We start from the raw sequence: 269 nt of genomic DNA, 5'->3' as shown, positions 1-269 counted from the left end.
CGTCAGATCAAAAGCCCGCGTGAAGCTCACGCCCGAAGGCGAGGCATTGCTGGAACCGGTCGGCGCCGCGTTCGACATGATCGCGAACGCCACCGTCAGGCTCGATTCGCCGGCGGCCGCCGGCGATCTCGTCGTGTCGACGCCGCTGTCGCTCACGTCGCGCTGGCTCGCCCGGCATATCGGCGATTTTCTCGAGCGTTATCCGGGGATCCATCTGAAAGTGATTCCGTCGAACGACGATCGCGAGACCTACTCGCCTGACGTCGACG

The 269-nt window shown here is 64.7% G+C and carries 1 pseudogene; it reads left to right on the top strand.

The annotated features are described in order from the left end of the window. Window positions 1-269: pseudogene (locus SB772_RS41480) on the top strand (LysR family transcriptional regulator); the annotation flags it as partial.

The organism is Paraburkholderia sp. SIMBA_030 (assembly GCF_046535245.1).
In the GTDB taxonomy this organism is placed as follows: Bacteria; Pseudomonadota; Gammaproteobacteria; order Burkholderiales; family Burkholderiaceae; genus Paraburkholderia.
This window is presented reverse-complemented; position numbering and strand designations above follow the sequence as displayed.